This is a genomic window from Clostridium sp. D33t1_170424_F3 (assembly GCF_015667585.1).
GTDB lineage: Bacteria > Bacillota > Clostridia > Oscillospirales > Acutalibacteraceae > Anaeromassilibacillus.
In genome coordinates this window covers 190,081-216,603 of the sequence record NZ_JADPEG010000003.1, presented here as the reverse complement: position 1 = coordinate 216,603, position 26,523 = coordinate 190,081, and the positions used below count along the sequence as shown (strand labels likewise).

Annotated in this window: 14 protein-coding genes; 5 read left to right on the top strand and 9 right to left on the bottom strand. The window is 57.2% G+C overall.

Features of this window, described 5'->3' with window-relative positions; translation table 11 throughout:
* Nucleotides 1-172: 172 nt before the first annotated feature.
* From I4V53_RS03365 to I4V53_RS03355, 3 genes are all read right to left on the bottom strand, one after another.
* Nucleotides 173-4,306 (bottom strand): discoidin domain-containing protein, encoded by a 4,134-nt coding sequence (locus I4V53_RS03365; protein WP_195983979.1) that lies wholly within the window; start codon nucleotides 4,304-4,306, stop codon nucleotides 173-175.
* Nucleotides 4,307-4,482: 176 nt separating this feature from the next.
* Nucleotides 4,483-4,704 carry a helix-turn-helix domain-containing protein gene (locus tag I4V53_RS03360; RefSeq protein ID WP_195983978.1) on the bottom strand — a complete coding sequence of 74 codons (222 nt, stop codon included), beginning with the start codon at nucleotides 4,702-4,704 and terminating at the stop codon, nucleotides 4,483-4,485.
* A gap of 274 nt (nucleotides 4,705-4,978) precedes the next feature.
* Nucleotides 4,979-5,308 carry a helix-turn-helix domain-containing protein gene (locus I4V53_RS03355; RefSeq protein ID WP_195983977.1) on the bottom strand — a complete coding sequence of 110 codons (330 nt, stop codon included), beginning with the start codon at nucleotides 5,306-5,308 and terminating at the stop codon, nucleotides 4,979-4,981.
* A gap of 151 nt (nucleotides 5,309-5,459) precedes the next feature.
* On the opposite strand from I4V53_RS03355, the gene I4V53_RS03350 reads away from it, so the two are divergent.
* Entirely contained in the window at nucleotides 5,460-5,813 is a 354-nt protein-coding gene (locus I4V53_RS03350; protein ID WP_195983976.1) for a helix-turn-helix domain-containing protein, read from the top strand.
* A gap of 330 nt (nucleotides 5,814-6,143) precedes the next feature.
* On the opposite strand, the gene I4V53_RS03345 is transcribed toward I4V53_RS03350, so the two are convergent.
* The 4 genes from I4V53_RS03345 to I4V53_RS03330 all read right to left on the bottom strand — a co-directional run bounded on the left by I4V53_RS03345 (nucleotide 6,144) and on the right by I4V53_RS03330 (nucleotide 18,775).
* Nucleotides 6,144-10,052 (bottom strand): glycerophosphodiester phosphodiesterase family protein, encoded by a 3,909-nt coding sequence (locus I4V53_RS03345; RefSeq protein ID WP_195983975.1) that lies wholly within the window; start codon nucleotides 10,050-10,052, stop codon nucleotides 6,144-6,146.
* 299 nt (nucleotides 10,053-10,351) lie between these two features.
* Nucleotides 10,352-17,455, bottom strand: a complete 7,104-nt coding sequence (locus I4V53_RS03340; RefSeq protein ID WP_195983974.1) for a 3-keto-alpha-glucoside-1,2-lyase-like domain-containing protein — start codon at nucleotides 17,453-17,455, stop codon at nucleotides 10,352-10,354.
* A gap of 349 nt (nucleotides 17,456-17,804) precedes the next feature.
* Nucleotides 17,805-18,326 carry a GNAT family N-acetyltransferase gene (locus I4V53_RS03335; protein WP_195983973.1) on the bottom strand — a complete coding sequence of 174 codons (522 nt, stop codon included), beginning with the start codon at nucleotides 18,324-18,326 and terminating at the stop codon, nucleotides 17,805-17,807.
* Between the two features lie 47 nt (nucleotides 18,327-18,373).
* Complete coding sequence (locus tag I4V53_RS03330) at nucleotides 18,374-18,775, bottom strand: MerR family transcriptional regulator (protein WP_353616465.1); 402 nt, start codon at nucleotides 18,773-18,775, stop codon at nucleotides 18,374-18,376.
* 127 nt (nucleotides 18,776-18,902) lie between these two features.
* Here I4V53_RS03330 and I4V53_RS03325 point away from each other — a divergent pair, with 127 nt between their 5' ends.
* Nucleotides 18,903-19,754 carry an aldo/keto reductase gene (locus I4V53_RS03325; RefSeq protein ID WP_195983971.1) on the top strand — a complete coding sequence of 284 codons (852 nt, stop codon included), beginning with the start codon at nucleotides 18,903-18,905 and terminating at the stop codon, nucleotides 19,752-19,754.
* A 50-nt stretch (nucleotides 19,755-19,804) separates the two neighbouring features.
* Here I4V53_RS03325 and I4V53_RS03320 read toward each other — a convergent pair whose 3' ends face one another.
* On the bottom strand, nucleotides 19,805-20,812 hold the full coding sequence (locus tag I4V53_RS03320; protein WP_195983970.1) for a YeiH family protein: 1,008 nt from the start codon (nucleotides 20,810-20,812) through the stop codon (nucleotides 19,805-19,807).
* Between the two features lie 119 nt (nucleotides 20,813-20,931).
* Here I4V53_RS03320 and I4V53_RS03315 point away from each other — a divergent pair, with 119 nt between their 5' ends.
* From I4V53_RS03315 to I4V53_RS03305, 3 genes are all read left to right on the top strand, one after another.
* Nucleotides 20,932-21,837, top strand: a complete 906-nt coding sequence (locus I4V53_RS03315; RefSeq protein ID WP_195983969.1) for a LysR substrate-binding domain-containing protein — start codon at nucleotides 20,932-20,934, stop codon at nucleotides 21,835-21,837.
* A 68-nt stretch (nucleotides 21,838-21,905) separates the two neighbouring features.
* Nucleotides 21,906-22,385, top strand: coding sequence for an RNA polymerase sigma factor (locus tag I4V53_RS03310; protein WP_195983968.1), 480 nt, complete (start codon nucleotides 21,906-21,908; stop codon nucleotides 22,383-22,385).
* The gene (locus I4V53_RS03305; RefSeq protein WP_195983967.1) at nucleotides 22,382-23,134 is read left to right on the top strand and encodes a hypothetical protein; all 753 of its coding nucleotides are present in this window, start codon (nucleotides 22,382-22,384) and stop codon (nucleotides 23,132-23,134) included. Before I4V53_RS03310 ends, I4V53_RS03305 begins: the two co-directional genes overlap by 4 nt.
* A gap of 259 nt (nucleotides 23,135-23,393) precedes the next feature.
* Here the strand turns inward: I4V53_RS03305 and I4V53_RS03300 are convergent.
* The coding region (locus tag I4V53_RS03300) for an alpha/beta hydrolase-fold protein (protein WP_195983966.1) at nucleotides 23,394-26,523 on the bottom strand (3,130 nt) is incomplete at its 5' end.

The following is a 26,523-nucleotide window of genomic DNA, read 5'->3' as shown; positions in this document are numbered from 1 at the left end:
AGTTGACCGACCGCGACTTTATTCTACCAGAAGGTTTTTTCACTATTTAATCTTTTTTACTCTCCCCGGCTTAGCCGGGGGTTGTCCTTTTGCTAAAGCTGATTAACAGATAGCCCCCGGACTGGCAAGGCCAATCCGGGGGCTGTTTTTATCTGCTGCTGTACCGTTACAATCAGCCGATCGTCACCGTACAATGTTTTACCGCGTTCTGCCCGCTGAGGGAAGTATACACGCCGGTGCTCTGGCCCGGTGCGCCGACCGCCCAGACTCTGTAATAATAGTCGTTGCCGATCTGCGCCACAAACTGGGTCTTGAGCACACTGCCGTCGCCGACGGTGAAGCTCGGAACCAGACCGTTTCCATTGACGACGGTCATCTTGAAGCAATAGGCCGCGCCTTTTCTGAGCGTAAACGGCAGGGTTGTATCGGAACGGACGGAAGCCGCCACGCTCTGCGCCGCCGCAACCACCGGGCCACCGGCAACCGCCGTGCCCGCACCGGAGGTGCTCGGCGTGGAGGAGGGCTTGGACGGCCTGCTGTTTCCGCCGCTGCCGCCTGTTCCGGCGGTCTTGAGCGCGTTCCATGCGTTGTTGACCTTCTCGCAGACTTCGTCCACATCCGCCTGAGAGGCGTTCGGATCTCCGTAGACGGCCTTTGCCAGGCCGATCTGCTCCATGAAATTGCGGTAAGAAGCCGTTGTATACGCATTCGGGTTGACTTTTTCGGATTTATCGATCCAATCCTCCAGCACGCTCTTGTCCGGGATCAGACGCAACTCCAACAGGACCTTTGTCAGCGTGTCGGCGGCCTCGTCGATCGCCGCCTGGGAAGCGTCGGGATCGTCATAGACATCCTGCGCAGCCTCGATTGCCGCCGCCAGAATCGCCTCGTCGGCGGGTACGTACTGGTCGATGATTTCCATGGTCTCCAGCGCCTGATTGAGAACGGTTTCCAAACCGGACTTATCCGCCTTGCGCACCAGATTCTCCATGGCCTTTACCAGCGCTTCGCTGACGCGCTCCACATCGACTTTCAGCGCGTTCGGGTCCGCAGCGACTTCCTTCGCTTCGTCGAGCGCCGCAAGGAAAGCTTCCCAGTTGGTTTCGGTATAGTCGCCGCTTTCCTTCATGATCTCGGCGGTTTCAATCAGTTTGCTGAGCGCGCCGGTGTCTCCGGCCTCAAAGCTCAGCAGCTGCATCGCGCGCAAAAGGCCGTTTAGCGCCTCGTCGATTTCCGCCTGCACGGCGGTTTTCTGATCCAGAACCTCCTGTGCGGTCTCCAGCTTCTCATCCAGATTCTCCCGGACGATCTGCACCGCGGCGTTGTACTCGTCACCGCCCACGCAGGATTCCGCGAGACGGACGGCGGTTTCCAGCGCGAACTTGCTTACAACGGTGAAGGAATAGGTTCTCTCCATCCCTAGCGCGGCCTCGTCCGCCGGAATCACGACAGTAAAGGAATCCGCTTCAAAATCTTTTTCCGCCAGCGCTGTGCCGTTTACCTGAACGCCCGCAAACAGGCGGTTTTCCGGCGGAGTGAAGGTCAGCGTCAATTCCTCCGCTTCCGCGGGGATGGAATACACGCCGATCTTGTCGGCAAGCGGCTGCGCCACTCCATTGACGGACAAAGAAGCGGACCGGCCGCTGTAGCGAATGGCGATGGTTTTCTCAGAGGGAACCGTATCCTCCAGCGCGTCGATCGCATCGCGGATGGCCTTCGCCGCCGCGTCGACCGCCGTCTGGTCCGCATCCTCCGCCAGGTCCGCCGCTGCCCGCAGCGCAGTTTGCAGCGCCGCCCAGCTCTCCGGCGTATAATCACCCGGTTTCAGCGCCGCAGCCTCTTTCTGTACCGCGAGCAATCCGGATCTGTCCGCGCCAAAATAGGAGAGGTCCCACTCGTCCATCCACTCGATTTTCAGGCTGCCGTCCTCGTTAAACTGCATCGGGAGCCACAGATAGCGGGAATCCTGTAAATTGTTGGCGTTCCAGCGGTCCGCCATGAAGATGAATTTGTCCGGGCGGCCCTCAACAGGCAGCACATGGGTGCTCTGGCCCCGGAAGGTGAGGTTGGCGTCCGGCCCCACGCACGGGTTGGGCAGCAGTTCCTCAAACGGGCCGAGCGGGGAATCCGCCACGCCGTAACCCGCGGCGTTCGGGCTCCAGCCGGTGCAGCCGGAGGAAACGATATAATACCTGCCGTCGTGCTTGAACATCGCCGGCGCCTCGCGGGACATACCGATAAAGTTGCGGGTATAGGTGCCGGACTGGCTCAGGTAATCGTCGGAAAGCAGAGAGATATACAGGGTCGCGTTGTTTTCAGACGAATAGATCAGATAGGCTTTTCCGTCCTCGTCCTTATACAGCGTCATGTCGCGGCTCATCTGGCCGTTCGGACGCTCACTGCGGATATAGGTAAACGGGCCGGTCGGCGTATCGCTGACCGCCACGCCGGCGGCGGCCTTGCCGTAGTTGGCGCTGTCGATGTGCGCCCACATGACGTACTTGCCGGTGGCGTCGTTGTAGATGACCTTCGGGCGCTCCAGTACGTTTTCCGGCGCCAGCTCGTCCGCATATTCGCCGGTCTGAAGCTTCGGGTCAAGCGCCAATCCCTCGTATTTCCAATTATAAAGGTCCTTGGAGGAATAGCAGGAGACGCCAACAACCGGTGTACGCGTGGTGCCCGGGTCGTTGTCAACGTCTTTATTTTCACCGTACCAGTAGTAGGTTTCGGACTTTGTATCGTACATGATGCCGCCGCCGTGCGCCTGGATGAAATCGCCTTCCGTATCCAGCCACTTGTCGCCGGGAACAAACTGTTTGAGGTTGCCGATGGACTGGATTTTCTCGATTTCCTCCCCGATCAGGTTCTTGAGACTGACAAATTCCTCCTGCGTCGGCGTTGTGCTCTCCAGGAGCGCTTCCGCGCGGGCAAGCAGGTTCTTCAGATCGTCCAGCAGGGATTCCTTTCCGGTATACTCCTCGATAAACGATTTGCCTGCCTCAATGGCGGGCAGCAGTACGGAGGGATCCAGCGTAAAGCTGCTCAAACGCGATACGTTGACCTCCGCCGCGGACGCAAATTCCTTGTTCTCGTTGTTCTCCGAGGTCAGGGCGGTCAGGCGCAGGTATCTTGCGGCAACCGGTGCAAAAGAGGCTGTCTTTTCGTCTTTGGTCGCTTCCCACTCACCGGCGGCAACCTTGGTAAAGGATTCGCCGTCCATGCTGGCGCTGATCTCATATTGCAGGATCGTGCCGTTCCAGTCCTTATCCTGGCGCGGCAGATATTTCATCTGATAGACGTCGGTGTACGCCTTGCCGAGGTCCAGCGTGATGTAGTGCGGCAGGGGCGTGTAACTGCTCCAGTTGGAATGCCAGTGCGTACTGCCGTTTCCGTCGAGCGCCTTGGAGGCCTCGTTCCCGCTCTGGTAGGAGTCCGCCGTGGCGGTCATCTGGTTCTGCGGGATGGGGGTCGGCTCCGTCGCCGGGGCGATGTCTGCAAGCGCTGCCGTGATGGCCTGCGCCGCCGCGTCCAGCGCTTCCTGCGTCAGCAGCGCGCCGCCGTCCAGGTCCTCAATCAGCGCCTCGCCATTTTCCACAGCCGTTTTCAGAACGGCGACCAAGCTCTCGTCGCCGGTATAGCCGTCCAAAAACTCCCTGCCCTTTGCTGCCGCGGACTGCAAAGCGGCATCGTCCACGGCAAAGTCCGCGCGGCGCACGATATTGATTTCTGCCGCGGATGCGAACTGGTTGTATTCACCCGCGCTGTTGCCCATGGAGGTCAGAGCGGTCAGACGCACAAATTTTGCCCCGGTGGATGCAAAGGTAGCGGTCTTTAAATTGCGGTTTTCCGCCCATTCGCCTTCCGCCACCTTGGTAAAGGTTTCTCCGTCGTCGCTGACGGAAATTTCATAGCCCAGAATGATGCCGTTATACTGCGGCTTTCCGTTGGACGAATCCTGCCGCGGCAGATAGCGGAGCTGGTATACATCCTCGTAGGCCTCGCCCAAATCGAACGTGATGGACAGCGGGCAGACGGGGTGTCCGGCCGACCAATTGCTGTGCCATTTGGTACTGTTGTTCCCGTCAACGGCCTTGTCCGCTCCCTCTCCGGACGCGGCGCTGTCCGCCGTGGCTTTCATCTGGCCCTGCGGGATGACGATTTCCTCCGCTTCCTGCTGCGCCAGCGCCACAACGCCGCTGGCCGGAGCCGGAACGTCCATGGGCCGCGCGGCCGCTGCCGGAACGGCGCCCGCCGCCATGGACAAAGCCAGGATCCAGGAAATCACTTTTCTTCCTTTTCTTTGCATACTTTTTTCCTCCGTTTCTTCTCTTGCTTCTTCCCTATTTCGCGCGCGGCCCAGAGCCGCAGCATGAAAACAGTCGGAATCCATAATTTTTACAGGATTCTTTTCCTCATTATGGACATGATACCATACATCATGCGGGCAAACAAGAAAAAAACGGGTTGTGATCGATTTATTTTTCAATGAATCAGGCATTCATTTTCATCCTGTACAAAACAGACGATGTCCTCCACACGGCAATCCAGAATCGCACAGAGCGTATTCAACGTCTTTAACGTAATATTTTTCCCCTGCTTCATCCGAAACAGGATATTGGCGGAAAACCGGTATTGCTTGATCAACTGGTACTCTGTGAACCTTTTTAACTTTAACGTACGATAAAACGGTGTATAACTGATCATAGCGCGTCACCTCTTTGTCGACACTTGTCAACATCTGTCAACACTTGTCATACTCAATTAATTGACTGCAGTACCGTTATTCGCTATAATTAAACTAGGATATGTTTCGTTGTTTTCCCACAATCGAGTCGATATCCTCTTTTCCATTTGTTCCTTTTAACCAAAATATTCATGGGGATTCCCCACACGCACTTCTTTCGGAATGCTGTTCTGCGGAAAATCCCCTGCCATTTGCGATTTGGCCATGTCTGGTATCCGGACGGAACGAGATACTTTACGGAAGCTTTCCTTCTTTGTTGACACTCATCAGTTTGACCAAATGCAGGATCGTTTCCGCACGTTCATTGTCAAGCTGCCGGGTCGCCTGTATCAATTCCTTTTCAAAGGTTGACGGATAGAGAATTTCCGCATCTTGTCCGAAAAATTCGGAAAGAGTGATCCCCAGCGCCTGCAGCAGCTTTTCCAGCAACGAAACGGAGGGTTGGCTGATACCCTTTTCAATGCGATGAATGTGATTTTCTGAAATTCCGCTTTCTTTGGCTAAGGCATATACGCTTTTGCCTCTGTTCATCCGAAGTTTCTTCAAGTATACGCCTATCTCCATTCTCTATCCTCCATATTCTGATTATGCATAATCTATTATAGTATGAAAAGAAGCATTCGATAATACATATAGCGGTTGTCTTTCTACAACTATATAGATGTGCCATTCAAGTGAATATTTTTCACAAACAAAAATGAAGGTGGTTATAACCATGGAACTGAATGAAGCTTTAAAAGAACTCCGCGTCCGGGCCGGACTGACTCAGAAGCAGGTTGCCGACATGCTTGCTCTGGATCGTTCCAGCTACAGCTATTATGAAACCAGTAAAAGTCTTCCCACCGTCACATCGCTGAAACGACTTTCCACTTTGTACGGCGTTTCCATGGATACCATGATGGGGGGACATCGGGACAAGCTGGAGGAGGAAATCACCCGCTCTGTTCCGATGCAGGCGTTTGCCGTTTCGGGCCAGGATGTGCGTGAAATTCTTCTTGCGGCGCATAACATGGACAAAGAATCGTTTGAAGCCTTTGTGCGCTCCACTTTACAACCGCACAACGATTAAATTTTTGCGCAATTCCCCTTCTAAAAATAACAGATTTATTTCTTTCTTGTTCACATTAAACTATAATCCATCAAAAATTGCAAACAACAGAACGGCGTATCTTGGGGAGCAGCGAGCCTCCTCCTTTCCTGATAAAACAGAACGCCCCCACAGCAAAAGCTGTGGGGGCGTTCTGTTTTATTTTAAAATCTTGCCGCCGATCCGCGGACCTTCGGTCGGATTGCAGACACGAAGTGTCTCACATACCCGCGGTGCTTTTCAGGGGAATCTTTTATCAAAGCAGGGCGGCCCTCAGGCTCTGTTCGCAAAGAGGACTTTCAACGGCAGCAATCAGCCAATGGTTACCGTACAATGCCTGACCGGGTTCTGACCCGGCAGCTGCGTATACACGCCGGTACTCTGGCCCGGTGTGCCAATGGCATACACCCTGTAATAGTAAACGTTGCCGACCCTGGCCGCAAACTGGGTTTTGAGCACGCTGCCGTCGCCGACAGTGAAGCTTGGAACCGCTTCGCCGCCGTTTACAACGGTCATCTTAAAGCAGTATGCGCCGCCTCTCTTCAGGGAGAAGTTCACCGTGGTATCGGAAACCACACTTGCCGCCTGTGCGGCGATTGCACCCGCGACTGCCGTGCCCTCCGCACCATATATATTGGTATTGACAGGTGTACGGACGGACTTTCCGCCGCTGTGTTTGCCGGTATTCCTGATGACCAGGCCGTTCAGCGCTTTCGTCAGGCGCTGATTGGAAGCGTCAACCTCCTCCTGGGTCGCCTGGCCGTTTGCAAAAGTCCGGTTTGCATCCTCCAGCGCGGCCGACAGCACACGCACGCTGTCCGCTGTGTACTTGCCTGTATCAACGGCTTCCGCCTTCTCAATATTTTCTTTGAGCGCATCCTTGTTGGGGATGAGGCGCAGGCCCGCCATCGCTTCCACAAGGGCGGCTTCCGCATCGTTGATCGCCTTCTGGGTCGCATCCGGATCCGCCAGAACGGTATGGGCCGCTGCCAGAGCCGCCGCGAATTCCGCCTTGCCGGTCTCCAGATAATTCTCGAGCTTCAACGCCTCCGCTTCCGCGATTCGGGCTTCCAGGCCGCTTTTGTCGGACAGGCGCACCAGGTTTTCCAGCGCGTCGTTCAACGCTTTTGCCGCCGCGTCGACGTCAACCTCCAGCGCGTTCTCCGCGTCAACCAGCTCCTTCGCCGCCGCATAGGCCGCATCCAGCACCGCCAGGCTGTCCGCCGTGTAATCATCGCGGTCCAGCGCATCCGCAACTTCCATGAGCACCGTCAGCTTGGACTTATCGCCCTCCGTGAAGCTGAGGTAATGCAGTGCGTCGATCAGTTCGAACATCGCGTCGTCGATTTCCTTCTGGGATGCGTCCAGACGGTCTTCCACCGCCCGGGCGGCCTTCAGGGCTTTTTCGTACTTTCTCTGTACGGCCGGGACGGAGGATGCCGCCTCTTCGGCGCATCCCTCCGCGATCTCAATCACGGAACGCAGGTTCATTTTGTTCACCACGGTGAACTGGAACGCAAGGGCCGCATCAGTATTCGGCATGGTGAAGCGGTACTCGAAGCTTCCGCTGTCTGTAAGCTTCAGCGGTTCGCCGTTAAGCGTCGCGCCGGCGAGCTCTCTGCCGTCCGCGTACGGGTAGAACGCCAAAGCGACTTCGTCCTTTGCCATCACAACGTCCTTATACGCGCCGATTAAATCCGGCAGCTTCTGGCTGACGCCGTCCACCGACAGGCTGACGTTCTTGCCGTAGGTAACGGTGAGCATATGCTCCGCAGGAATGCCCTCGGACACGGTAAGGGTAACGGGCGCGGTGTAAAGGTCATACTCTGTGGCGCCCATCTGGGACTTGGCACGCAGGGAAACCACCGCCGTGCCCATTTTGACGCCGGTGACGGCATTGCCGGATACCTGAATGTTCTCGCCGCCTTCCAGCACGACAATCTCCGGCGCGTCATACTGGACGACGTTCTGCGTGTTGGTTTTTCCCGTCGCCTTGAGGGAGAGCGTCTCGCCTTCGGCCAGGCTGTATGCATCCTGCTCCGCTTCAATGCCGAACACGGCGTCCATTGACCAGTCGGCGTAGTTGGTGGTAAGGCCGTTGATGCCGTGGTCGATCGCCCACTGGTAGGCGCTCTGGCTGTTGTAGGTCCACGGCCAGAGCGTCATGCCGCGGCCCTGCATCTGCTGGACAAACGTCTCGTTGTGAATTGCGCCGTAGGAGGGGTTGAAGGTGCTGTTCATCGGCAGAACCTGGTTGAGCGCCTTGCGCACGGTGACCATTGGGTTCGCCGTGTTGACGCTGCCCACGCCGCTCAGATAGCCGATGGACATGGTGGGCATCTCGTCCAGCGTGATCGGCACACTCTTGGCATTGAAGGTGATGCAGCAGACCTGGTCCTGCATATCAAACTCTTTGATCATGTCGGTGCAGGCCTTCTCAATGCCCTCGGAAGCATCCTTCAGCTCCAGGAAAAGCACGAGGTCCTTGCCCTTGATGTACTCCAGCATCTCGCACAGGGTGGGAACCGGTTCCCCTGCAAACGCTTCGCCGTAGTAGGAACCCGCGTCGAGCATCCGGACCTGTTCCAGCGTCAAATCGCGCGGGCGGCAGTTCTGGCGCGTCACGCCGTTTGTGAACACGCTGTCCGGAAGTTTGGCGTTGGTCAGGATGTCGGTTGTGCGGGCAAAGGTGTCGTCGTGCAGTACGATGACTTCCTTGTCCTTCGTCAGGTAAACGTCGTTTTCAATCATCTGCGCGCCGTACTTTTCATACGCCATCTTGTAGCCCGCCATCGTGTTCTCCGGCGCGCTGCCCGGGGTGCCGCGGTGGCCGATGATAAAGCTGCGGCGGGTCAGGGTGCGGCCTGTGAAAAGTTCCGCCAGACTCGCCAGACGCTCCGGCTCCGCGGTGATCACACCGTTCGCGCCGGACTGTACCGCGCGGAAAAGGCCGGTCGTCGTGTCGTCAGAAAGCACCCAGACGGACATCAACAGACGCTGCATCTGTTCCACGGCTTCCTTATTCGCCGCGGACTGCCTGATGATAATATTCTTGGCTTTTGCCATATTCGCCGCGCCGACGGCTTCCGCCGCCTGCGCACGGGTCAGGGTCTCCGTATCCAGCATCAGGCTGGCGCGCGTGGCGGGGGCTTTGGCGCGGAATTCGCGCAGCAGCGCGCCGTCCGTACTGGCAACCTGCAGGTCCTCCAGTTCATTCTCTTCGATATGGGCCGCGAGCGCGTCCGCCGCATCCGCGTCGTCCAGCTCGATCAGCAGCAGGGTTTTACCGTAAAACCGATCCATACAGTCCTGTACACCGCCCAGGCGGGTTTCTCCGCTGTAGAGCGCGAGACCGTCTTCTTCCATCGCCGCACGGAGCATCAGGCTGCTGGTCGCCGCGTCGGCAATTTTGGTTTCCGCGTCGTCCAGGCCGGTCAGGCCGGAGGCGATCACGGTCGGAGCGGAAACAAGGTTATCGCTCAGGCTCTTGACCTTTGCATAATTGTTCTCCGGCTTCGGGAGATCCGGAAGCTCCTCCGGGTTCAGTTGGACGGTGAGGTTATCGAAGCGCACCGTTACCAGGTTGGACTGCAGGCCGATGTCTCCGGAGGAAAGATCGGTCGCCTTGTCGGTAAAGATCAGCTCCTTGCCGTCGATCCACTCTTTCACCTTATTGCCGGTAACCGTCACCTTAAAGTGGCGGGTGAGGCCATCGTCCATTTTGCCGGTGAAGGAGGCGGTTTCCCGCACGTCCCAGGAGCCGCCCGCCGTCATCGCCGCAAATTCCACGCCGTTTGTCGCGGTGGCGTCCTGACGGACGGCAAACTGGTAGTACGGCTTGTCCTGGTTCTGCACACGGTACATGATCGAAGCCCAGCGCGCGGCGTTGCTCGCCTGCATAAAGGTCACGTCCGCTTCAATGGTATAATCCCCCACGCCTTCCGGCACCGGGATAATCAGTCTTGTGCTCGGCTCCATCTCCAGGAAATGGTTGCCGTCTTCCTCCTTGATCGAGCAGCCGCCGCCGAGCTGTTTCCAGCCTTCGGGAAGAGTCCCGTCCTCAAAGTCCACGGAGAGGAACGGGTCGCCGGCAGCCGTCACATAGCCGGCACGGGACGCCGCCTGCGCCGGTTCCTGCGCCGCTGACGCGGAAAGGGAGCCAGCCAGCGCGGTCAGCTGCAGCGCGGCCAGCAATGCGCAAAGGGTTTTTCTCAATTTCATCTTTTCAACCTCCAAAAATCGTCTTAAAATCCTTTTTGCCGGTTCTTAGGATACCGCGTTTATATTGGAAACAGATCAAGAACAGGTAAAATGGACTTTAGAATACAAGGTACGGCAAAGACAAAAGGAAAAGCGCCCCGGCCTGTCGGCCGGGGCGCTCCCCCAATTCCGTTGCTGCATCTATCAGGAGGAAGATCTGATTGGCTTTGCGTTACAGAGGCTGAGAGCCTTTCGGCTCAGCCTGTTATCACTGTACAACGGACCTGCGGTCAGACCCCTCGACAGCATCAAACCATTTTTCAGCCCACTGTCACGGTGCAATGCTTGACGGCATTCTGGCCTGGCAGGGTGGTATAAACGCCCGTGCTGGTTCCCGGTGCGCCGACCGCCCAGACTCTGTAGTAATACTCGTTGCCGATCTTTGCTACAACCTGGGTCTTGAGCACATCGCCGTTGCCGACGGTGAAGCTCGGCGTCAGGGCACTGCCGTTCACAACTGTCATCTTGAAGCAGTATGCGCTGCCTCTCTTCAGGGTGAAGTTCACGGTGGTGTCGGAAATCACGCTTGCTGCCTGTGCGACAGTTGCGCCTGCGACCGCCATGCCATCCGCGCCGTATGCGTTGGACGGTACGGAGGAACTGCTGGAGGTCTTGTTTCCGCTGGGCTTGCTGCTGCTCTTCGGCACCAGGCTGTTCATGACTCTGGTCAATTTCTCGTTCACCGCGTCGACCTCTTCCTGCGTTGCCTGCGGGTTGGCGAGGACGTCGTTCGCCTCGTCCAGCGTGTCTTTCAGCTCGCGTACGCTGGCTGCCGTGTACTTGCTGGTGTCGATGGCTTCCGCCTTCCCGACATTTTCTTTGAGAGCGTCTTTGTTGGGGATGAGGCGCAGCAGAGTCATTGCATTCGACAGCTCATTTACCGCGTCATTGATTTCCTTCTGGGTGGCGTCCGGATTCTCCATGACCGCATAGGCCTTCTCCAAAGCCGCCGCGACCTCTTTCTTGCCAACCTCCAGATACTTGTCGAGCTCCAGGCCTTCAGCCGTTTCGATCTTGGCTGCCAGGTCGCTCTTATCGGTGATTCTCACCAGGGTGATCAGCGCTTCGTTCAGGGCTTCCGCGGCCGCGTTGACGTCCGCTTCCAGCACTTCGTCGTCGTCGACCAGTTCCTTGGCCACGGCGTAGGCTTCGTCCACCTTCGCCAGGCTCTCTTCGGTATAGAAGCTGCGGTCCAAAGCGTCCGCGATTTCCATCAGGACGGTCAGCTTGGACTTGTCGCCCTCCGTGAAGCTGAGGTAATGCATCGCGTCGATCAGAGCGAACATTGCATCGTCAATTTCCTTCTGGGTCGCCGTCAGCTTCTCTTCCGCCGCTTTGGCTTCCTTCAGGGCTTTTTCAAATTTCTTCTGTACAGACGGGACAGCCTCTGCCGCTTCGTCCGCGCAGTCCTCCGCGATTGCGATCACGGAGCGCAGATTGGTCTTGTTCACCACGGTGAACTGGAACGCAAGGGTGGTATCCTCATTCGGCATGGTCAGGTCGTATACGAAGGAACCGGTGTCCTTGACCTGCAGCGCCTCGCCGTTGAGGGTCACGCCCGCAAGCTCTCTGCCGTCCAGACGCGGACGGAACTCAAGGGACAGCTTGTCGCCCGCCATCACGACGTCCTTGTAAGCGCCGATCAGGTCCGCAAGCCGCTGGTTATCGCCGTCGATGTACAGGCTGACATTGCTGTTGTAGGAGGCGGTGAGCATGTGCTCGGACGGCTCCTCAACCGCAAGCTCGCTGACCGGGGCGACGACCAGGTTCTTCACATGCAGGGCCGCGTTGAAGTTGCGCAGGCCGAACATGCCGTAGGTGTATGCGCTGTCTTCCGCTGTGTAATACTCTTTGCCGTCCACGGAAACCGTGATCTTATTGCCTTCCGCCTTGACTTCAAAATCGTACCACGCATTGGGATCCATCACAAAATCGGTGGTGTTTGCGATGGCGCGCCAGCCGTAATGCAGGTCTCCGAATTCCAGCCCGGTCCGCTCCAGCGGCTTCGGGTTGTTCTCGGAATAGTTGATGCCGAGCACATAGCCGTACAGGTCGTCCTGACCGGCGGCAAAGTCGCTGCTGCGGAAGACGAAGCCCGCGTTGGACTTTGCATTCGGGTCGATGTCCAGCTTGATCTTTGCCTTCAGGACATAGTCGCTCCATGTGGCATAGCCGTCCACCAGCTTCTTGCCGGCGCCCTTTGCGATATAGAGAGTGTTGTCATTGACGGAGACGTCGCCGCTGACGATGTTCCAGCCGTTGAGGCTGCCGTCCGCGAAGTTCTCCTCAAAGATAAATTGATCCTTGACCACGACGTTGTCAAACGAAGCCGCGCCTTCCAGAACCGCCAGGCCCGCCTTGCCGTTGAAGAAGTCGTTGTCCGTCACGGTGAGCGCCGCTTCTTTTGCACCGTCCACATAGACGCGCAGGGTGTTGTTGACCGCACGCACCTTGAGGTTGTAAACAGTATCCGCCGCGACGTCCAGATCGGTTTCCGCCAATACGGTTTCCACGCCGCTCATGGAGCGGATGACCTGGAGTTTATCCGCCTTCTCATCCAGCGCCACATAGTAGCCGGAGAGGCGTTCCTTCTGGGTGATGGCGCGAACCGCGAGGCCCGCTCTGCTGCCCGCCGCCGGGGTGACGTCCGCGGCGTACTCGTAATCGGTCCAGCCCGCGTTGCCGACCAGCGCTGCCGCTTTGCCGCTCGCCGCCATCTGGCCGTCCTCGTTGCTCCATGCCGCGCCGGTCGCCGCCCATTCGGCGATGCCGCCGTTTTCAAAGTCCGCTTCATAGCGCGGCGCAGTGGAAACGACTACGTTATCAAAGACGCCCTTGCAGCGGAAGCCGCGCAGTGCGACGCTGCCGCTCGCGTAGGTGCCGTCGTATACATCGACGCGCGGTTCCGTCTCGTCGTCCAGATAGACGCGGATTCTGGAACCAACCGCGACCATGCGCAGTCTGTGGGTTTCGCCGACCGCGGTCGGCGCGTCCACCTTGGCCAGCTCTGTCCAGCCGTTATGCATTCTGCCGACCTGGATATAGCCCTCGCCAATGCCCGCGTAATAGCCGTTGGCGCCGTCGACGTTGTCCTTGTACTCGCTGCCGCGGATGATCAGGCCCATGTTGCCGTTGGTGCCGGGCTTGACTTCCGTCAGAGTGACGTCCACTTCCGCGACGAGGTCTGTGGACTCGGTATTCTTGATGATCGCCTTGTTGCCCCAATCCGCCTCTACATAAAGGTTGTTGTTGTTATTGGAGCCGTTCCAAACGCCTTCGGACTTATTGGAATCGTTCGGGCGGTCCATGTCGCCCTTGATGATCTCATAGCGCTTGGCAAAGGTTTCGTTCGGCTTGCCTTCCGTGGTGCCGGAGCCGATGTTGAAACTGTCCACAAACTGGACGTCCGCCTGGATGTCGCCCGCTGTGAGGATCTCATAGCTCTCCGGCGCTACGGTCACGCCGCCGCTGATGGCCTGTACGGAACCGGTAAAGTTGCTGTAATCATACACATCGATGACCGGAACCGGGTTGTTGTCCACATATACGGTGATGTGATCGTCGAAGAAGGTTGCTTTCAGCGTGGATGCTTCCACCATTGCGGTTGCCAGAACATCGCCGTCCGCCGTTGCCAGAACGACGCTGCTGCCTTCCACGCCCACCTTGTAACCGGTGTTTGCTTCTGCGTCATAGCGGGCGTAGAAGCCTGCCGCGCCGGATTCGACGCTGTAGTTATTGGTTTCGGGGGTAACCGCTTCCGCCGCAAACTGGTCTTCCGGATTCAGGATGACCATCGGGTTGACGGCATAGCGGCCGTTGCCTTCGTTGTACATGCGCACGCCGTTCGCGTTCTCCGCATCTTCCTTGACGGAATAGGAGACGGTCAGGGCGTTGCTCTCCGCCAGCTCCGCTTTCAGAGCGTCCAGCACGTCCGCCGGGACGCTGAGGTTCAGCAGATAGCCGAAGTTGCCCGCGCTCGCGCCGTTCAGCTCGCCCTTGGGCAGGGTCAGCGTGCCGCGGATGTCTCTCGGGTTGTCCGGGAGGAATACGGTATCGACTTCATGGCCGTTGATGGAAACCGTCACATCGGAGAGATGCTCGCTTCCAACGGTCGTCTGGGAGAGCTTGGAGTTGCTGATGCCGTGGTTGACGGTTTCATCCTTCAGGGAGGACGCTTCCGCGACGACGCGCATGCCGTTGAGGCTGTCCGCGTCGAAACCGGCCGGCAGGGTGTACTCGTAAGTGACCGCGCCCACGCCGTTCTTCACGGTGTTGGAGGCGGAGGAGGACTGGCGCAGAACCGCTGTCTCTTCGGACAGGATGCTGACGGCCGGGGAATCCTTGCCGTTGGTCACGATGACATTTGCAAAGTTCTTGGAAATCTTTTCGCCGTTGCTCTCGATCCAGAGGGTGATCGTGCCGACGCACTTCTGATCCGGCAGGGTAAAGGCGATGGTGTTGTTCTCACGGGTGTACGGCGCATAGGTCAGCGCGAATTCGCCGCTCTTGCCGGTGGAGATATTGTTGCCGTACACGTCCGTCGCGTCAAAACGCCATTTCAGAACCGGGTTCTCCAGCGCTTCGCCGGACCAGTTGATCGCGACCGCCGGTGCGGAATACTGCGTGCCGGGAGCTGCGACCAGCGCCGGGTTGATGTCGAGGCCGACATAATGCTCCGGATTGGTCAGGTCGTTGATGCGCATGTCGCCGCCGTACGCCACTTCGTCATAGCCGAAGATCTTATCGCGGCGGTCATAGGTCAGGATGCCGTTGCGCTCGTATTCCACGTCGAACGGCTCGGTGTAGACAAAGCCGTTCAGCTTGTCATACTGGCGCTGGATGTCGGTCTGATACTTGAAGCACCAGGACACGTCGAAATCGCCCGCGTAGGCGTCGACGCCGCCGTATTCGCTGTTCAGCCAGGGCTCGGTTTCCTGTTTGAAGTCGCCCCAGAAGTTGTTGCCGGAGCCGGGATAGGTGTTGCGTTCCCGGTTGGCCACGTCATTCTTGGAGTTCTGGTAGCCCTTCGGATACATATGGAAGGTGTTCAGGTCGGTCGGCTGGATATGGTCGTTGTTGCACGGGCTCATATCCTCGACCAGCAGGTTCGGGTTGATGTCCTTGGTCTTGTAGTACAGGTACTGAATCCACTCGTTGGTATTCATGCCGTCGCTGGCTTTTCCGCCGTTGTGGTTGATGCCCCATGTCTCGTTGAAGAGCATGACGGCAATCACGCTGGGATGGTTGTAATCGCGGTTGAGCATCTGCTCCAGCGCGTACTCATAGACCACGCGGCCCGGGGTCGCGCCGTTGTTGGACTTTGCGTTCATGTAGGTAGCGTGCGGCATATCCTGCCACACAAACATGCCCAGGCGGTCCGCCCAGTAATACTGAACCGGATCCTCAATCTTAAGGTGCTTGCGGATCATGTTAAAACCGCGGTCGCGCATTGCCTTGATGTCGTATTTCAGCGCTTCTTCGCTGGGAGCGGTGTAGACGCCCTCTTCCCAGAAGCCCTGATCCAGCAAACCGGACAGGAAGACCGGCTCGTTGTTGACATAGATGTACTCATAGTTTTTGCCGTCGTAGATTTCCGTGCTGACCTTGCGCTGGCCAAAATAGGTGGCAACGTTGTCCAGCTCGGCGTCGCCGTTCATCAGCTTGATGGAGCCTTCGTAGAGGTTCGGGGAATCGTAGTTCCACAGCTTCTGATCCGCGATTGCGATCGGATCCAGAGAAACCAGATTTTCGCCCGCTTTCAGCGTAATTTCCTGTGTGCCGCTGACAGTGGAACCGGTTTCAATATTCTCTCCCTTTTCGTCGTCCCACAGGACGCTCTTGAAGTCGTACGCGACGGTGACGGTCTTGTCGGCGTCGCTCTGGACTTTCAGGTCAAACTGAACGGAGGAATTGTCCACGTCCGGGTTGGCATGTGCATAATCCATGTAGGTGCTGCTTCTGCCTTCCAGATAGACGGTCTGCCAGATGCCGCTGGTGTGTGTGTAGCCGCAGGGCGCGTTGTGGCCCTGTTTGCCGACCAGCGCCGGGTACTCGTCCTTGCCGTAGGAGGCCTCGTCGTTGACCATCAGGGTGATTTTGTTTTCGCCCGCATTGACAAACTCGGTGATGTCGAATTCAAACGGGGTATAGCCGCCCTCGTGGTCGCCGACCTTTTCGCCGTTGACGTACAGGGTGCAGAACCAATCGACCGCGCCGAATTTCAGGAAGACCTTTTCGCCTTCGGCAACCCAGGAATCGTCCAGGGTGAGGTCTCTCTCATACCATGCGGTGCCGAGATAAGAGGCGTTCTGGATGCCGCTGGCCGGGGATTCCCACGGGAACGGCACGTTGATCTTGAGGCCGTAATTCTTGGACTCATACCATTTATCCGATTCGCCGGCTTTGTCCGGATCAAAATCAAAATCCCACACGCCGTTCAGGTTCATCCATTTGTCACGGACCCAATCCGGGCGGGGATGCTCGCTGCGCGCGATGCCGCCGCCGGATTCGGAGGTGACCAGGATATACTGCTCGGTGTCGCTGATATAAGCGTCCTTTTGCAGCCGGATTTTGAACGCGCCGGGATTCAGAGAATCCGGAACACCGAGAACCAGTTCTGCCTCGGTTGCGGAAACGGTTTCCATGACCGCCTTCGGCTCCAGAGAGCTTCCGCCCAGGGTAACCACTTCCGCTGTGGTATTCTCAGAGAAATTGCTGCCGGTGAGGGTGATCGTACCGCCCAATCCCTGATCTTTATCAAGCTGCGCGTTATCGGTGTTTACCTCGTCCACGATCGGGCCGGCATAATTGGCCGGAAGGTAAAACGCGGTGGTCGGAACCAGTGTTTTTTCCATGCCCTGGTCGTTGGACCAGCGCAGGTACACATGGGAACCGCCCGTCGCCTCAAACCAATCCATCTTAAAATCGTAAGCCTGTCCGGCCTCCAGGTGGATGGGCTTGCTTCTCTGCTCAACATCCCACTGGTTGACCCACCAGTCGATGACCGGGGTTTCCATATTGTCCACATAGACGCGGGTTCCATTGTCCGTGTAAGCGTAGAATGTATACTCGCCTGTTTCCGGCGCGACAATGCGGCCGGTCCAACGTGCGCCGCACCAGTCGTTCTGGCCGGTACGCTGTGTCAACATGTTCTCCGTATCGCTGAACGCGATATTGGGGTCTACATAAATGCCCTTCAAATTAGTGAAGGGGAATCCGGATGCATCCCTTACCAGATAGTATTCAGCCTGTAAGCCCTGATGCGTCAATGCGCCGTCCTGTGCCGGAGCGGCGGACGCGACAGGCGCCAGCATGGTGAAAACCATCGCCAGAGAAAGAACCAGACTCAACAGTCTTTTTTTCATAGAGCTCCTCCTTACAATATCATTCCTGACGGCGGCTTTTTGCAAAATGTTCGTCTCCCCCTCCCTGCCGCATGCCGCCCGCGGCTTGAATGATTCTCGCAACAAATTGCTTGCACATTCAGTTTACACCAGTTATTTCCAGAAGTATTTGTGATTTTTTAGCTGTTTCGTTCGATTTTTTGATTTCATTTCTAAAATTAAGAGAAATCGGACGCCGATTCATCCGATGTGAATCTGGTTGACAGAAACGAAACGGCCTCCGTATCCAGGAATGGATACGGAGGCCGTTTCTATATGATTCCGGCTGTCAAGTCTGCTGTTATCCGGACCGGTTTTTCCTTTCCGGCGGTCAGACAGACATCACGGTGTTTTGCAGGTAGCGGTTGAAGCGCCCGTACGCTTCACGGGACAACGAAGCCGGGTGCGACAGAACCAGCAGCTCGTGCCCGTCATTTCCCGGGTGATACGGCGGATGCACATGCGCATAGGGGTTGTCCCGGAACCCGCACCTCTCGTAAAACCCCTTCCGCCGCAAGGCGATTGCCGTTACAGGCGGGTCGATCTCCAGAATAACGGTCTTGCCGTCCGCTGTCAGCTGGTCCAGCGCCTGCCTGCCGTAGCTTCGGTTACGCAGAGACGGGTCGATGCAGAAATGCTCGACGTAGCGGAACCCGGAGGCTTCCCAGTAAAGCAGCAGCCCGACGAACCGGACCCCGTCGTACAGCAGCGTGAAATGATAGGGATCGCAGCGGAGGACCTCCCTTTGGGAAAGCGCGGTCCTCTGCTCATGCGCGGGAAAGCTCTCCCGGTAAAGCGCCATCGCCGCCGCGAACCGGCTGTCCTCCGGGGAAAGCAGCCTGATAAACTCCATCCGGCGTTCCTCTCTTTCTTTACATTATATATATGCCAACAGGCGCCTTATCCAACGGATTTTACCGGCCAATTGGCCGGGTTCATCCGGTCGGGGATCCGTCGTTCCGCGATCCCGCGGTACAGCTCTGCTTTTTTCTCCATATATTCCAGGCGCCGTTTCGCCTCTTCCATCTGTGCCCGCGCCGCCTCCTGCTGCTGCAAAATGATCTGGTACCGCTGGTCAATGGTCGCGTCGCCTTCCAGGCACAATTCCACATATTCTTTGACGGCTTCGAGCGGCATTCCGCAGTCGCGCAGATATTTTACCCCCGTCAGCCAGTTGACGGACTCCTCATCAAACAGGCGATTGTTGTTTTTGTCCCGCTTTACGGAAGGAACCAGCTCTTTATCCGTATAAAACCGAATGGTATGCTCCGTAAGGCCGATGATTTTGGCAACTTCCTTCACCGTATACAAAACAGTTCCCCCTTTTTTTAAAAAAGCGCTTGACTTCGAGCTGCTCGAAGGTGATAGAGTAATGGTAGCACAAAGAACCTCCAATGTAAAGACTGTTTCAAATGGAAAGGAGACCCCTATGCAAACCATCACCTTAAACAACGGCATTACCATGCCCCTCGAAGGCTTCGGCGTATTTCAGATTCCGGACGCCGTACAATGCGAACAGGCTGTTTCCGACGCGCTGGAGACCGGATACCGGCTGATTGATACCGCCGCCGCCTATTTTAACGAAGAGGCTGTAGGCAGGGCGATTCAAACGAGCGGCATTCCCCGCGAAGAACTGTTCATCACCACAAAGCTCTGGATCCAGGACGCGGGCTATGAAAACGCAAAGCGAGCCTTTCAGACCTCTTTGAACAAGCTGGGCCTGGACTATCTGGACCTGTATCTGATCCATCAGCCCCTGGGCGACTATTACGGCTCCTGGCGGGCAATGGAGGAGCTATACGAAGCTGGAAAAATCCGCGCGATCGGCGTATGTAATTTCTATCCGGAGCGGCTGGCCGACCTGTGCCTGCACGCAAAAATTCTTCCAGCCGTCAACCAGGTAGAACTCCACCCCTTCTTCCAGCAGGAAGAGGCCCTGCAAACCATGAAGGAATTCGGCGTACTGCCAGAGGCGTGGGGGCCGCTGGCGGAAGGCGCGCAGGGAATTTTCCAAAACGGCACGCTCGCCGCCATCGCAAAGAAGCACGGGAAAACCATCGCACAGGTAGCCTTGCGCTGGAATACACAGCGCGGCGTGGCCATCATTCCCAAATCCATCCATAAAGCACGCATGATTGAAAATCTGGACATCTGGGATTTCACACTGGACGAAGCCGATATGGCAGGCATCGCCAGCCTGGACCTCGGACAAAGCAAAATTATCGATCACGCTTCGCCCGATACAGCCAAACGGCTCAGTCAATTCCGCATTCACGAATAACGCTGGCAACCTGTAAAACCGCCCCGGAACTTGGTTCCGGGGCGGTTTTCTTACAGGACGCCCAACAGGCGCTGGAGGAACAGGCTGACACCCGCGATGCCGACCCAGCAGCAGAAGCCCATGAAAATGGGTTTTCCGCCGGTTTTGACCAGTTTGACAAGATCGGTATTCAGGCCGATGGCCGCCATCGCCATGATGATGAAAAACTTGCTCAGCTCCTTGAGCGGGCCGGTCACCGCCGCGGGCAGATGGAACACAGTGGTGACGACGGAGGCCAGAACAAAAAACAGGACAAAGAACGGAAAAATTTTTCTGATCTCTACCTTGGTCCCGGATTCAGACGTTGCTTTGCGCGTGCGGACAAAGGCCAGCACCAGCGTAATCGGAATAATGGCGAGCGTCCGCGTCATCTTGACGATCGCGGCGGCGTCCAGCGTATTGCTGCCATGTATGCCGTCCCATGCGGTGGCGGCGGCGGTGACGGAGGAGGTGTCGTTGATCGCGGTGCCCGCAAACAGGCCGAAGCCCTCGTTGGAGAGGCCGAGCAGCGCGCCGAGCGCCGGAAAAATCAACGCCGCGACGATATTGAACAGGAAAATCACGGAGATGGACTGCGCGATCTCCTCATCGTCCGCATCGATCACCGGGGCGGTCGCCGCGATGGCGGAGCCGCCGCAGATGGACGACCCCACACCCACCAGCGTGGCGGTTTTGCCGGGAATGCGCATCACCTTGCACAGGACAAACGCGATGAGCAGGGAAACGGAAATGGTACTCAGGATGATGGGCAGGGACTGTTTTCCCCGCGCCAGAACCTCCGTCAGATTCATACCGAAGCCCAGCAAAACAACAGCGGCCTGTAAGACCTTTTTGGAGACATAGGAAACGCCCGGCTGGACGCCGGACTTGTCCTTCCACACCAGCGCGAGCGCCATACCCGCCAGAATTGCAAACACGGGGCCGCCCACCACGGGCAGCAGCTTTCCCAGGAACCACGCGGGAAGGGCGATTGCCAGACAGAGCAGCACGCCCTTCCCTCTCTTTTTCCATTCTTCCACGAAATCCCCTCTTCTCTTTTGTTTGATCCCCAGTATACCAAGTTCTAAATATAAGGTAAAATGATAAATCTTTATTTAATCATAAGTTACTGTTATAATATGGAAAGGAGGTGGATTTCATGTTGGATTTTCGCATTGATACATTCCTGGCCGTGTGCCGGTTTATGAACTTTACCCGGGCGGCGGAAGCGCTGCACATCACCCAGCCGGCAGTGTCCCAGCACATCCACTGGCTGGAGGAAAAATACCATTGCCGGCTGTTTACCTTTCAGGGGAAGAAGATGGCGCTGACCCCTGCCGGGGAAGCGCTTCTGAGCGCCGCCACAACGATGAAGCACGACGCGCTGTACCTGGAGGACCGCCTGCGGCAGATGCGGCAGAATACGGGCCGCCTTGTGTTCGGCGCAACGCTGACCATCGGCGAATTTGTGATTCCAAAGCACCTTGCGCAGTTTTTGGAACGGTACCCCGACGTTTCCGTGCGGATGGTGGTTGCAAACACGCAGGAGCTTCTAAAAGAGCTGGACGCGGGAGAAATCGACTTTGCGCTGGTGGAAGGGTATTTTGCCAAGAGCGAATACGATTCCCTTGTATACGCGCAGGAGCCGTACATCGGCGTGTGCGGGGCTTCGTACCCGCTGCCGGACGCCCCTATCCGGATCGAAGACCTGATCGGCGAGCGGCTGATCGTGCGGGAGGCCGGTTCCGGCACGCGGGAGGTGCTGGAACGCTATCTCGAGGGGCGCAACTGTTCGCTGCGCGACTTCCGGCGGCTGACAGAGGCGGGCAATCTAAACGCGATCAAATCCCTTGTGAAGCAAAACTGCGGTATCACCTTTTTGTATGAGGCGGCCGCCGCCGACAGTCTGCGGGACGGCGCCCTGCGGCGCATTCCGCTGGCGGATTTCCATATCGTCAACGACTTTACCTTTATATGGCGTAAAAACAGCGCCTTTGCCGCGCACTACCACGAGCTCTTTCAGGCGCTGCACGGGGATTCTGTTTCCTCTTCTTCCGTTCTATAAAATTTTTATCAGCCTTTGCAGTTTTTCACGGCGATGCGGGGTATTACAGGCAGAGAGGAGGGAACGGCATGGCGGGAAACGCACCGTACACCGACGAAGAAGTCCTTCGGCGGTTCGCATCCATGGTCTACCGGCTCGCGCTGTCCCAGACCAAAAACAAAGCCGACGCGGAGGACGTGTTCCAGGACGTATTCCTGCGGTATGTCCGCACGGAGACAGAATTCCAGAGTGAGGAACACATCAAAGCGTGGCTGCTCCATGTGACCGTCAGCCGCTGCCGGAAGCTTTGGGCGTCGGCGTGGTTCCGCAAAACCGTCCCGATGGAGGAAGCGCCTTCCTCCGCCATACCGGAGGACGCCGGGGTGGCGGAGGCGGTGGCCGCCCTGCCCGAAAAATACCGCGTGGTGGTGCATCTGTTCTATTTTGAGGACCTGCCGGTCCGGGAGATCGCACAGGCGCTGGGACGGCCGGAATCCACGGTGACATCCCAGCTGCACCGGGCGCGGGCGATGCTGCGGGAAAAACTGAAAGGAGAAGATCAGCTATGAAAGAACGGTATCAGCGCGTCTGGAACCAGGTGGAACCGGACCCGGCACTATTGGAGCAGACCGCCCGGAGGATGGCGGCGGAACAACGCCCAAAGCGCTTCCCGATGAAGCGTGCAGCCGCCGTCTGCTGCACGCTGGCCCTGCTGTTCGGTGTGACCGGATGGTTTGCCGGTTCCGGCCGCAGCGACCCGTTTACGCTGGTGGCCTATGCCGCGGACGGGGAGCGCATCCCGCTGGCAAAGGGAAGCGAGGTTCCCCTGCTGGCACAGCCGGAAACAGCCAGCGTCGAAGGGTATTACACACCGGTACTCTCATACTGTTGGAAGCTCGCCTTCCGCTGTGAGGGAGAAAATCTGGAGAGCGTCACGTTTACGACGGACCAGGGAGAATTCCTGCGCAAGTACCGCCTGACTTTTGAGGAGCGCGCGAATACGGCGTATATGGACCAGCTCGGTATTATCCGTTCTGCTTACTACGGGGGCAAGGAGCGGTATGACGAGGGCTATGCCGACGCCTATGCGCTGGAGGGGCGGAGCTTTACCGTCCCCTACGACGAGCAGGACAGCCGTACTTACTGCTACCAGATCGTGAAGGAAGGCGAAGAGGGCGAGGAGCTGGACGAAGCGGCCTGGCTTGAAAACCTGTCCGTGGACCTAACCGTGACCGCACATTTCAAGGACGGAAGCGAATCGAAAAAAAACGTCCGGCTGACAACGGACGGCAACGAACTGTTTGCGCTGGAGCAATAGCATGCCGCTGTAAAATAGGCTTTATGTTTGTCCCTGTAAAAAGACGCATACGCGAAAAGAGCGCCCCCGGATCGGCTGGTCCGGGGGCGCTCCTGTATTGTGTACGTTCCCCCGGAAACTGCCCAGCCATGGAGTTGGCCGCTGTTTCCGGGGAACAAGTCTGCGGCGATTTTCAGGAGAATCGTTTCTTCCTGCAGGACGTTTTCACGTCCTGTTCTTCAAAGAGGCAATCCTCTCCATCAGCCAGTGTATCTTTTTCTCAGCCGATGGTTACGGTGCAGTGTTTGACGGCGTTCTGGCCAGCCAGGGTGGTGTACACGCCTGTGCTGGTTCCCGGTGCGCCGGTCGCCCACACTCTGTAGTAATAATCGTTGCCGATCTTCGCTGCAAACTGGGTCTTGAGCACGCTGCCGTTGCCGACGGTGAAGCTCGGGGTGAGGTTGTTGCCGCCCATGACGGTCATCTTGAAGCAGTATGCGCTGCCTCTCTTCAGGGTGAAGTTGACGGTCGTATCGGAAACTACGCTTGCAGCCGCCTGTGCGGTTGTCGCCGCGCCGACGATTGCGGTGCCCGCACCGGAAGCCGCCGGTTTGGAAGATCCGCCGGATTTTTTCCCGCCCGCTGTCCGCAGGGCTGCTTTCGTCGCTTTTACTTTTTCCGACGCGGCGTCCACTTCCTCTTGAGTGGCCTCGGGGTCGTTGTAAATCCTTGCCGCTTCGTTCACCGCATTGCTGTACGCGCGGTAACTTGCAGCCGTATAGGAAGACGCGTCTACAAGCGCCGCTTCTGCAAGCAGCTCTTTTAAAGCGTCTTTATTCGGAATCCTGCGCAAAGACTCCAATACGGCAGCAAGCTCGTCCGCCGCCTCGTCTACTTCCGCCTGTGTCGCGTTCTCGCGATCCATCACCGCGGCGGCCGCCTCTATCGCAGCGCGCAACGTTTCCTCGTTCTCCGGACGGTATTGCCCGATCCGCTCCATGGTTTCTTCCGCCGTCTGCAGAAGAATTTCCAAAATCCCCTTGTCCGCATCGCGCACCAAATTTTTCAAAGATTCCACCAGGCGATCCCCCGCCGCCTGCACTTCGTAAACCAACGCATTCTCATCCGCAAGCACAGCGTTCGCAGCGTCCAGCGCCGCGAGGAACGCATCCCAGTTTTCATCGTTCCGGAAACCGTCGCCGTCCTGGACTTCTTCCGCAAGTTTTACGAGCCGGCGAAGGTCTTCTTTGTCGCCCGCCTGGAAACTAAGAAACTGAATCGTTTCCAACAGATTGTTGCGCGCGCTGTCAATCTCTGACTGCGCCGCCGTTTTTGTCTCATATACCTTTTTGGCATGCGCAAGCGCCTTGTCAAACGCTTTTTTTACGGCTGGGACCGCATGGTTATACTCGCTGCCGTCCAGACAATCTTCCGCGGCATGGATCACGATTTCCAGCGTCGCTTTTTCAACCGCTGTGAACGTATAAGTCCGTTTTACTCCCTGAACCGCTTCCTCCGACGGAATGGTTACGGTGAAAGAATCCACCGCAAAGGCGTCCTCCGTCAGAAAATTCCCATCCAACTGAACTCTTGCAAAAAGACGTCCCTCTTTCGGTTTAAAGACCAATTCCAGATCCGCCGCAGAGGCGGGAACCTCATATAATCCGATGAGATCCGCCAATCGCTGCGCCTCGCCGTTGACCTCCAGCGATGCCGACCGGTTGCTGTATCGGATCAAAACAGACTCGCTTTTTAAGCCTGCGATTGCACTGCGCAATTCGCCAAGCAATGCGTCAACCTCCTCCTGCGATACGTTTTCCGCATCCAGGAGATTCTTTGCTTCTGAAAGCGCCTTTTGGAACCGGTTCCAGTCTTCTTCCGCATATTGGTTGTTTTCTCTGTCTTTATTCTCCTCATACAATTTACGAAGTTCGCTGGTATCCGCCGCTTTGCGCTGGGAAAACAGCCATGACAAAAGTTCCGGCTCCGCGAAGGCGGAATCCCAAACATTATGGTCGTAACCGGCATATTCCGTATACTTGACAGAAGAACCCGCCGCGCGCAGCGCCGCAACCATTTCCCGGCTGCCGCTTACGGGAACCACGCTGTCGGAATCTCCATGGAATGCCCAGATTGGCAGATTCTTAACCCGTTCTGCTTTGGATGGATCGGCGGAACCGCAAATTGGCACAGCCGCCGCGAACAGATCGGGGTTTCTTGTAATCGCGTCCCACGTTCCAAAGCCGCCCATGGAAACGCCCATGATATACCGGCGGTCTGCGTCTACATGATATTGACGCTCTACATCGGTCAACAATTGCAGCGCGGCTTTCATTCCTCTGCTCAGCGCAATGCGATCCTGCTGATAGGAGCCCTCGGCCCACGGTGTATCCACCCATTGGTCGGATTGCGGACATTGCGGCGCAATCAATATGGCCTGATAGGACTCGCGCTCCTTGCCAAGCAATCGTTTAAACAGATCCCGTCCGCTTCCTCCAATAATTTGGGATTGGTTATCCGTCCCTCGTTCACCCGCGCCGTGAAAGAACAGAAGCACGGGATAAGCCTGGTCCGGATCATAATCTTCCGGCACATAAAAACGGTACGGCAGCACGGTTCCGTCCGCATCGGTATACGTCAGCGCCTGCATCGCGGTCAACGGATCCAAAGCAGACGGCTTTAATCCCTTTATGCCGGCTTGCAACGCCGCATAAGCGCCGCTGATTTGTTCCTGCGCCGCCGCGTCCAAATTTAAAACTTTTTCGGCGTCTGTTATTGCCTGCTGGTAAACGGCCCATGACGCCTGCGTATAATCGGCTTCCAACCGACCCGCATTCACCGTCGTCCGATAGAACGCACGGAGCTGATCGATTGTTTCCGCTCCGGGAACCGGGGGCTGCTCTGTGTCGCCGCCCAATGTTACGGCGGAAAGGTTGACGCATCCGCCCTCCGCATATACCTTTGGCGCATACACCTTGACCTTCACTTCATCGGCGGGGCTGTTCGTCCGGTACTCCAAACACAGCAGTTCCCATTTTGCGCCTCCGGAGGGGTTCGGCTGTCCGGTTGTCACTGTGTATTGGAGCGTATCGTTGACGGCTACTTCCACGGTCAAATCCGCCGCCCAGCTTCCAATATACAGGTTCAGCCGTTTGCCGTCGAGGCTCCCCGGGACGCAGAACGTCACGCCGTTCCCCTCGCCTCTTAAAATAGTGCCTTTTCGGTTGTCGGCCGGGGATTCCGGCGTCCCTATCGCGTCGGAATAGACAAAATTGGTGGTCGTGTCGTTCGCTACGTTGCTCGGCCTTCCCAATGTGGCCACATTAGTAATCAACGCGTTGGGAATATCCTTTCTCGCATAATTCTGAAACCCTTCGCTGTCGCTCTTATTAAAATGCACCCAGTCCAGG